Below are 8,618 nucleotides of genomic sequence, written 5' to 3' on the forward strand. Positions count from 1 at the left end.
TTAAGCCAAACAATCAACCCCGAAGGGCAGCACCCTGTTCGTAGAGGGCGTCAATTTCTTTTTGGAATTTTTCTGCTATGCGCTCCCGGCGGGGCTTTAGCGTTGGCGTAAGGTCGCCACTTGCTGCGGTCCAGGGCTCGTGGAGGAGGTGGATTTGCCCGATTTGCTTGTAATGCGGCAGTTGGGCATTCACTGTGGCTATCTGTTCCTGTATAAAGCCCATGACCTTATGGTTGTGGACCATAAACTGCGGGGCGGTCCAGTGGACGTTGTGCGCCTCGCACCATTGCTTCAGCAGCCCAAATTGCGGCAGGATAAGGGCAACCGGGAAGGGCCGCTGTGCACCGAGTACCATGCATTCTTCTACATAAGGTGTGCTTTTGGCCAGGCTCTCGATTTCTTCCGGAGCAACATAGCGCCCATTGGTGGTTTTGAAGATGTCCTTTTGCCGCCCTGTGATTTTAAGGAATCGCTTGTGCACCCACAGCCCCCGGTCGCCGGTGCGTAGCCAGCCCTCTTCCGATAAAGCCCGTTGCGTGTCTTCCGGCCGGTTGTAATACCCCAACATGACATTTGGCCCCCGTACGAGGATTTCCCCATCCCCGTCATCGCTTTCTTCTATCTTGACCTCAATGCCCGGTATAGGGCGCCCCACGGTACCAAAGCGGGTGCCGCCCGGCTCAAACCGGTTGAAAGCAATGACGGGTGAAGTTTCTGTCATGCCATAGCCTTCATGAATGGGCACCCCGGCGGCGGTAAACAGGCGTGCCAGTTTGGGCTGTAAGGCGGCTGCGCCCACCAGTACTCCCTTCACCCTTCCTCCAAGCAGGCGCTTCCAGGTACCGAAAACTAACCTCCGGGCTACAAAGAGCTGCAGGCGGTACCAGAGGTTGCCCGGGTGGCTCATTTGGTACTGTACCCCTACACGGGTAGCCCAGCGGGCGACCCAGCGGGGGAGCAGTGGCAATTGCCCTACCCTTTCCTGAATTTCATCGTAGGCCCGTTCCAGCAGCCTCGGTACAGCTGTAAAATAGTGGGGGCGTACCTTGCGCAGGAGGTAGCGGGTTTCTTCCGGGTTGTTGGAATAATAAATGGATGCGCCGCAGGCCAGGTAGGCGTAGTTGACCATGCGCTCAAAAATATGGCTGGGCGGTAAAAAGCTAAGGGCACTGTTACGGGCGTTGACCGGCACCAGGCTGATGGTAGCTTTGATGTTGCTCACGATATTGCGGTGAGAAAGCATGACCCCCTTTGGCTCCCCGGCGGTACCAGAGGTGTATACAATGGTTGCCAGGTCTTCTTCGTGAATGGCTGCCCGGAGTACCTGCAGTTTTTCCTGGTCGGAAGCAGTGGGCTCAATCAGGAGGTCGTCCCAGCTCGCATGATCGGGCAGAGGCTGCATACAGTACACCCCCTGCAGGCCGGGCAACCGCTCTTTCAGTTGCAGGGCTTTTTCCGTAGCTTCCCGGTTGGCTGCCACTACGTACCGCACTGCAGCATCTTTGAGAATAAAGTGCAGTTCCTGTTCGCTGCATTGGCTATGAATAGGCACCGGGATCAAGCCGGCTTGCATCAGCGCAATATCCAGGAGCAACCACCTTGGGCTGCAACGCTCGGCAAGCAGAGCCACCCGGTCGCCACGCTTCAGGCCCAGGGCCAGCCAACCGGCGCTGATGCGTGCGGCAGTTTGCTCACAGTCATGAGTGCTGTAGTAATGCCAGCCAACACTATCGCGAGTCGCCAGCGCCTTCTTGTTGGGAAAACGGTGCTGCTGATAGGGCAGAATATCGAATAATCGACGGAAGTCCATATTCAGGGGGCTTAGGGTTTGCTTTGACTTGGGGCTCCCTGTAAGATACAATTTTTCGGAAAACCCTTAGGACTTCGGCATAACCCACCGGATGAGCAGAGGGATCAGCAACAGGTCGCTGATCAACGCACTAAACAGCGTCAGGCTGATCAGCAGCCCGATTGTTACACTCGGCGGGTGGATGGAAAACAGCATCACCAGAAAGCCAAAAAACAGGATGATGGAGGTCAGCACGATGGCCTTCCCGGTTTCCAGGAAGGTGATGCGCATAGCGGGCTCCAGTTCCAGCCCCTTGTTTTTGGCTAGTTTGTATTTACTGAGGAAGTGTATCGTATCATCCACAGCGATGCCAAAAATCACGGCAAAGACAATGGAGACCCCGGCTTCCAGTTCTATACCCAGGAAGCCCAGCAGCGCCCCTGCCAGTATCAAGGGGAAAATATTGGGTAATAAGGAGATGAGGAGCATTTTGATATTGCGGAAAAGCAGTGCCATCAACACACTCACAATCAGAATAGCCATGCCCAGCCCGTAGAGCAAATCACGGCGCACGTACTCGGCATTTTTATCGATAATCAGCCCGGTGCCGGTGCGCTGAAAAGCGACCACGGAAGTGTCGGTATTCATGGTGATCCACTGATCAATGTTCTCCCCCATAGATTTGATGCTGTCGGCACCGATATCTTGTACCCGGGAAGTGATGCGCGCCTTTGTTTCGTCCTTGCTCACCAGTACGTTCACATTGAGCTTGGGTACCCGGCTGGCCAGGCGCTGATAGCGGTCAAAGGCCTCCTCCGTTTCCGGCATCGCATAGGCGTCGGCCGCGTTGTTTTTCATCATCTGATTGATGCTCTTATACACGGCGGTGATAGAGGCCACGGCCTGCACAGAGGGGTACTCCTTGAGGTGGTTTTCTACTTTAGCGATCTCCCGCATGACTTCCCAGTCGGTGGCCTTGTAGCCCTCTTTGGCAAATACGGCAAACTCCATGGGCCGGAAACCTGTCAGGTATTGCTCAAAAAACTTGAAGTCTTCGGTGATTTTTTCCCCTATAGGCATATTGTTGATAATGCCGTAGTTGGTGGTAATACGGGAGATGCCCCAGAAGGAAATACCCAGGGTCACCACCGCTGCAAGCGCGATCCGGCTGGGGTACCGCAGGGTAAAATGGTAGGCCCAGTCCATGGATTTTTCCCAGAAAGCCTGCCCTTTGCCCAGCTTGATGATCTGATCAGCCCGGAACCAGGACAGCACAGCCGTGGTGAAGAAAATGACCGTTACATAAGCGACCATCACGCCAATCGCTGCGTTGATGCCGAAGTCGCGGATCGGCCCGACCTTGCTCGTAAGCAGGGACGCAAAGCCAATAGCAGTGGTGATAGAGGTCAGCAGCGTAGCCAGCCCAATTTCCTTTATAGCCGTCACGATGGCTTTGTCCTGCCGCTCGCCCTTGCGGAGCTCGTCAATGTATTTGGACATGATGTGGATGACGTCGGAGGTGCCCACGATGATCATGAGCACGGGGTACAGAGCTGCCATAGCATTCAGCTCCCGCCCGGATGCCCCCAGCAGCCCCATGAACAGCAACATGCCGAGCCCGATAGAGACCAGGGCAACGAGGATGCCCCAGGGCTTTCTGAAAATCACAAACATCACCAGGGTCACAAGTAGGCCGGAGATGATAGCAGAGACAGTGATTTCGCGTTTTTGCATGTCCACCAGCTCCTTTTGGAAATATGGCCGGCCCAGGTAATGGTATTCCTCGAAGGCATACGTATTGATTTGCTCGTCCAGAGCAGCCATGAGCTCGCGGGCCTGATCGAGCTGTATGCTGGGAACCGTCTTTAGGAAAACTACCAGCGTCGTACCGTCTTCCGAAATGAGGTTGTGCACAAAGCGTTCGTCGGATAGAATACGGGCACTGTCGGACGGGTAGCGTTCCGGCTGATCGATGTGAATAGCGGGGACTGTAGTTATCGCAAATGGCGTGCGGACCGGGTAAGAAAACTTAGTCAGGGACTGGCTTTCCTCGATGTGGGGTAGTTCCCGGGTGGCCAAAGTGAAGTCGTGGAAGCGTTCCAGGAAATCTTGTTCAAAGATGCCCTGCTCCCGGCGTACGGCAACGAGGAGGAAGTTGTCGTCCCCTTCGAAGTTATCGATAAAGTCCCTGAAGAACTCCAGATCTTCGTCCCCTTCCGGAAAGAACTGTTCGAAGTCGAAGGAAAATTGCAGTTGGGTAACGTAGTACCCGCTAATTACTGCCAGAACCAAGAAGGTGGCGACAGAGATAATCCGCAGTTTGCTTTTCATGCGAGGTTGATGCTCAATTTAGGCCGCTGTGGCGATGCTTGTATTGTCGACGGTATAACCACTCCGGGCAGATTTGGTTGAGCAGTTTTGGCCGGTAGCCAAAAAAACAGCAGGCAGTATGCACCCGCACACTGCCTGCTGAAAACCGATACAATGCTTTGTGCTTACACGAAGCGCTGCATGTGGTAAGCCACCAGCGTATGCAAAGTAGCAACGGCCAGTGCTTTAGCTTCTTTAGGCTTATACCCTTTGTCCATAAAGTAATCTTCGAGGCGTACCTGGCTCTGGAAATACATGGCTTGGAACGCAGTACCTAGCTGCTCCGTCAGCGGGTCTTTTTTTGACCAGTTGCTGACACCCTTCAGCAAGTTGTCGTGCCAGTTTTCCACTGACGCCCGCTCTTTATCATTGAGAGGTTTGGGCGCAGTGTACAAACGGGAACGTTCGGTAGCAGCCTGCGCCAGTCTTTTCTGGTCGAATGACGTTTGAGCGCTCAGGTCGGCGGCAAGGGCAACCAGCATTCGGACTTCCGGCCAACTTTCGAACTGCCCGCAGCCCTGTAGCTTCAGCTCATCGCCTATGAGGGGGGAAAGGGAGGTGTAAGCATCAGCCGATTCGGCCGGGTGGCGCGCGGCCAGCCAGCAAGGGGCGGATTCTTCTGTAGCCGGTGCTGCGTGCACAAACAACAGGTGCTGTATCAGTTGCCCGTTATTCTCGTAGGCATAGGTGAAGCTCGGGTCAAAGGCTACCCCTTCCAGTCTTTTGCCCTGAAAAGCGCCTTTGATCGCACGGTTCATGAGCTGATTGACCTCCTGGCCAGGACCAAAGTTCTGGAATAACTGGTAGGCCTGATAAGCCTGCGCCAGCGGATCTGCTTTGTAATCATCCAGCCGGGCAGCAGCAGCGGCGCTGTAGCCCATTTCGTTGATAACTTTCTGCAATTCGCTATTGGAGCCTTCTTGTCCGGGCAGTGGTGATTGCTCTGCAATAAGCTGGTATTGCTGCAAAGTGCGGTTTTGGGCAAAGAATTTTTCGTAACCCGCCTTTGTGCCGGGCCCATAGTAGCCGTCGAGGGAGCCGGTATAAGCTTTAGAGGCCTTGAGGATGCGCTGCAGGTCCAAAGCAGAACCACGCTTAACACTGCCATCGATAGCCGGAAGCGCCGGAGCCGGGGCGGTACCGGTGTTTGGGCGCACTTCGCCCGAATAGTAATCGTAGCTGGAGGGCAGTTTCGGTACTGTAGGCGGAGTTGGCGGTATTACGGGTTGTTGGGCTTCGAGCACTTCATTGGCACCGGTGGGCGTACCGTAGGGTTGGGTCATGTTCCCGGTTTTGGGAATGCGGTTATTGCCTTTGGCTTGCTCATAGCTTTCCGGTTGGGAAGGAGGAGGCGCACTTTCGTTCATGGCCAGGGGAATGAGCGGTTTTTTTACACCGGTCTCAAACTCCGTCAGTGGCAGGAGAGAGCCGGCAGGTACGTTTTTGACGAAGGCATCTTTGTACCCCAGCTCGCGTATGCCGGGCAGTACGGCCTGGGCAGCCGCTTCGCTGGTGAAAGGCCCCGTAACAATTTTGATAAGGCTGCCCTCAAGCATGCCGTAAAGCGGGCCGGCCTTCTGGAAGTTTTCCCATTCTACAGGCCGGTTGATTTGCCGGGTGGCCATCTGTACGATTGCGGCGGGTTGATTGGGGTCAATGATTCGTTCCTGTACGAAGGCATTAGCATATCCATTCTGGCGTACGGTGGCGGCAAGTTGCTCAGCGGGTGGCCGGTTTTCAAACCCTCCTACATATACTTCCATCAGATTGTTGCCCAGATCCTGAGCGTGGACAAAGCCTAACTCCCGCAGCGCACTGAAATCCTCGGGCTTGGCATCTATGAAAGTGCCGACCTGCACGGTGTAGAAGTTTTCATTTTGAGCTTGAACCAGTTGGCTGGTAAGCAGAAGGATGGCCATAAAGGTTTGCCAAAATTTCATCATGGTTTTCTTATTTGTTGAAAAGTGGTACTACGCTCAGCTATTCTTTATTTGCGTACACCAGTGCATATTCTGGAATGGAGCCCTGTACAGGTTCAAAACGGAAAGCAGGCCTTCCAAATTTTGTCATCTGGAAATTGATCTGCCCCGGGCATCCAAATTTCAATAAATTTTCCCTTTTTTTCACTATTTTGATTAAAACAAATTAAACGCCTTAAGCGAACCATATTTGTAACACCGGGTTTATCACATTAAATCCAGACCAATATGAGCCAGGAAAAATCAATTGTCAAAGAATACAGCAACGGGGAGGTCACGATCGTTTGGAAGCCTAACCGCTGCATGCACTCCCGTCTTTGCTTCAACGGTTTACCTGAAGTGTTTGACCCGAAGGCCCGACCGTGGGTAAATGCCACGGGCGCACCGTCTGAGCGTATGGTGGAGCAGGTGAAGAAGTGCCCTTCTGGCGCACTGGCATTCTACTATAACAACGAGGAGCAACAGGCTGACGATGTGCTTCCAAAGACTGCCGAAGGCGCTCCTGAGGCAGAGGTTATCCCTAATGGGCCGCTAATGGTCACTGGTACCCTCAAACTGAAAGACCAGAATGGCAACCACACCGTACAGGAAAAGCGGACGGCGTTCTGCCGCTGCGGTGCTTCTTCCAATAAGCCGTTCTGCGATGGTTCGCATAAAAAGATAGGATTCGAGGGCTAATAAATAGAAATGGGGCTGCTGTCAACCTTTTTTCGTCTGGGCGTTAGCGCTTATGCTTTTCTGATTATGTTTATCATCAGGGATAAGATTAGCAGGATCAGAAAAATGTAGAAAATCACTTTGGCAATAACTACGGCTCCGGTAGCAATACCACCAAATCCGAACACGGCGGCAATCAGCGCAATAATGAAAAAGATTAAAGCGTAACGTAACATAATCATTTGGTTTTGGGGAAAGGTTAGACCTTTCTGTTTAAAGAATTCACCTGTAGAACGAACTGCCAACCAAGGTGTTTGGTGTGGTTGTTCCGAAGCCCAACTTATGGGTGAGCCGAGGTGTTTGCAAAGGATCACTATCGATTGCATTGAAATATGAAATACCGTTCTGTTGCGGCCATTTTGCCCGGTGAGCCTATTGAGATGGGCAGTACAATCGTTAAACAACCTTTACCAACGGTTCGGGTGGAGCGTATTGACCCTTTTCTGCTCCTGCACCATTTTGGCCCCTACGAGGTTACGCCTCCCTTCGACCCGCTCGATGTTGGCCCTCATCCGCACCGGGGCTTTGAGCCGGTTACGTTTTTGTATCAGGGCGGGCTCCGGCACAAAGACAGCCGTGGCAATGAAGGTACCCTGAAAGGTGGCGATGTGCAATGGATGACGGCGGGGCGGGGCATCATACATAGTGAACGGGCAAGCCGTGACTTTCTGGAGCAGGGCGGTACCTTGGAGGGCATACAACTCTGGATCAATCTGCCCCAAAAGGATAAAATGGCACAGCCTGCTTACCAAAATATCAAGGCTGAGGATATTCCTGTGGCTGGGAGCGAACGCTCAAAAGTCAGGGTCGTGGCGGGCAACTATCAGGGCCTCAAAGGCCCTGTACGGACGCATACTGAGCTGCTGGTGTTGCAAATTTCTATGTCTGAAGGCGGGTTTGTACAATTGCCTGTCCCGGAAACCCATAACGCCATGGTATATATTGTCAACGGCACCGTACAACTCAACGATAACTGGTCTTACGAAAAAGAACACCTCCTTCAGTTCCGGCAAGATGGAGAGGGCATAGCACTGCGGGCAGAAACCAACAGTGAAATCTTGTTTTTGTCGGGCGCACCGATCAACGAGCCGGTTGCACAGTGGGGCCCTTATGTGATGAACACCCAAACGGAAATCATGGAAGCGATGCGCGACTATCAGATGGGGAAAATGGGTTTTTATACGGAATATTGACGTGTCCACGCTTTCGGGTCTTCAACCAGCGCTTTAATGTAGCGCTCTATTTTCATAGCGTCGCTGCGGGTGGGCACAGCCAAGGTGCATGCTAATGCCCGGGGCCTGTATTTTGAGGTAAAGGAATCGCCCGACAGCTCGTTGTGGAACAAGAGCCGCGTCTCCAAATCGGGAGTCTACCCAACGTAGTATTTGTCTGCGCTAGTGCGACTAGTCCGAAATACTGCGGCGTGTTTCACGCTTTGAAGCTTTAGGTTTGCAGAACCTTTATGCTCAAGCACTTCCAAGGCAATCCCCTTAGGGAGTAAAGAGTGTAGACGTAGTGCATTGGCATCGGGGTAGAACACGAAAGCCCCGAAGCTTTACGCTCCGGGGCTTGGCGCCTCAGATAGGACTTGAACCTATGACCTACGGATTAATCCCGGTAACACCGCATAGGCGTCAACCGTTTTTTAATTTGGAGATTAAATCGCCATGATTCTTCCTTCGCCTGACTTCATAGGCGCAGTTCCGCTCAATATGTGCGACCCATATATCTTCGGTTAATTGCTGCAGGTTTTGCAAAGGGTT

Annotated in this window: 7 protein-coding genes; 2 read left to right on the top strand and 5 right to left on the bottom strand. The window is 53.0% G+C overall.

Annotated elements, in window-relative coordinates; translation table 11 throughout:
* Window positions 1-13: 13 nt before the first annotated feature.
* From RIC19_RS17370 to RIC19_RS17380, 3 genes are all read right to left on the bottom strand, one after another.
* Window positions 14-1,810 carry an AMP-dependent synthetase/ligase gene (locus RIC19_RS17370; protein ID WP_350179618.1) on the bottom strand — a complete coding sequence of 599 codons (1,797 nt, stop codon included), beginning with the start codon at window positions 1,808-1,810 and terminating at the stop codon, window positions 14-16.
* A gap of 66 nt (window positions 1,811-1,876) precedes the next feature.
* Window positions 1,877-4,120 carry an efflux RND transporter permease subunit gene (locus RIC19_RS17375; RefSeq protein ID WP_350179619.1) on the bottom strand — a complete coding sequence of 748 codons (2,244 nt, stop codon included), beginning with the start codon at window positions 4,118-4,120 and terminating at the stop codon, window positions 1,877-1,879.
* A 164-nt stretch (window positions 4,121-4,284) separates the two neighbouring features.
* A complete protein-coding gene (locus tag RIC19_RS17380) occupies window positions 4,285-6,102 on the bottom strand; it encodes a hypothetical protein (RefSeq protein WP_350179620.1) in 1,818 nt (605 codons plus the stop codon).
* A 264-nt stretch (window positions 6,103-6,366) separates the two neighbouring features.
* Here RIC19_RS17380 and RIC19_RS17385 point away from each other — a divergent pair, with 264 nt between their 5' ends.
* On the top strand, window positions 6,367-6,816 hold the full coding sequence (locus RIC19_RS17385; RefSeq protein ID WP_350179621.1) for a (4Fe-4S)-binding protein: 450 nt from the start codon (window positions 6,367-6,369) through the stop codon (window positions 6,814-6,816).
* Between the two features lie 50 nt (window positions 6,817-6,866).
* On the opposite strand, the gene RIC19_RS17390 is transcribed toward RIC19_RS17385, so the two are convergent.
* Window positions 6,867-7,031, bottom strand: coding sequence for a DUF1328 domain-containing protein (locus RIC19_RS17390; protein ID WP_350179622.1), 165 nt, complete (start codon window positions 7,029-7,031; stop codon window positions 6,867-6,869).
* A 156-nt stretch (window positions 7,032-7,187) separates the two neighbouring features.
* Between RIC19_RS17390 and RIC19_RS17395 the strand changes: the two genes are divergently transcribed.
* Window positions 7,188-8,048 (top strand): pirin family protein, encoded by an 861-nt coding sequence (locus RIC19_RS17395; RefSeq protein WP_350179623.1) that lies wholly within the window; start codon window positions 7,188-7,190, stop codon window positions 8,046-8,048.
* Here RIC19_RS17395 and RIC19_RS17400 read toward each other — a convergent pair.
* Complete coding sequence (locus tag RIC19_RS17400) at window positions 8,033-8,215, bottom strand: hypothetical protein (RefSeq protein ID WP_350179624.1); 183 nt, start codon at window positions 8,213-8,215, stop codon at window positions 8,033-8,035. The genes RIC19_RS17395 and RIC19_RS17400 overlap by 16 nt on opposite strands.
* Window positions 8,216-8,618: the final 403 nt, after the last annotated feature.

The organism is Phaeodactylibacter sp., from assembly GCF_040219495.1.
GTDB lineage: Bacteria > Bacteroidota > Bacteroidia > Chitinophagales > Saprospiraceae > Phaeodactylibacter.

Bases quoted from the DNA above. Each gene is read 5' to 3' on its own strand.
- RIC19_RS17370 (WP_350179618.1), bottom strand. From the start codon at position 1,810: ATGGACTTCCGTCGATTATTCGATATTCTGCCCTATCAGCAGCACCGT.
- RIC19_RS17375 (WP_350179619.1), bottom strand. From the start codon at position 4,120: ATGAAAAGCAAACTGCGGATTATCTCTGTCGCCACCTTCTTGGTTCTG.
- RIC19_RS17380 (WP_350179620.1), bottom strand. From the start codon at position 6,102: ATGATGAAATTTTGGCAAACCTTTATGGCCATCCTTCTGCTTACCAGC.
- RIC19_RS17385 (WP_350179621.1), top strand. From the start codon at position 6,367: ATGAGCCAGGAAAAATCAATTGTCAAAGAATACAGCAACGGGGAGGTC.
- RIC19_RS17390 (WP_350179622.1), bottom strand. From the start codon at position 7,031: ATGTTACGTTACGCTTTAATCTTTTTCATTATTGCGCTGATTGCCGCC.
- RIC19_RS17395 (WP_350179623.1), top strand. From the start codon at position 7,188: ATGAAATACCGTTCTGTTGCGGCCATTTTGCCCGGTGAGCCTATTGAG.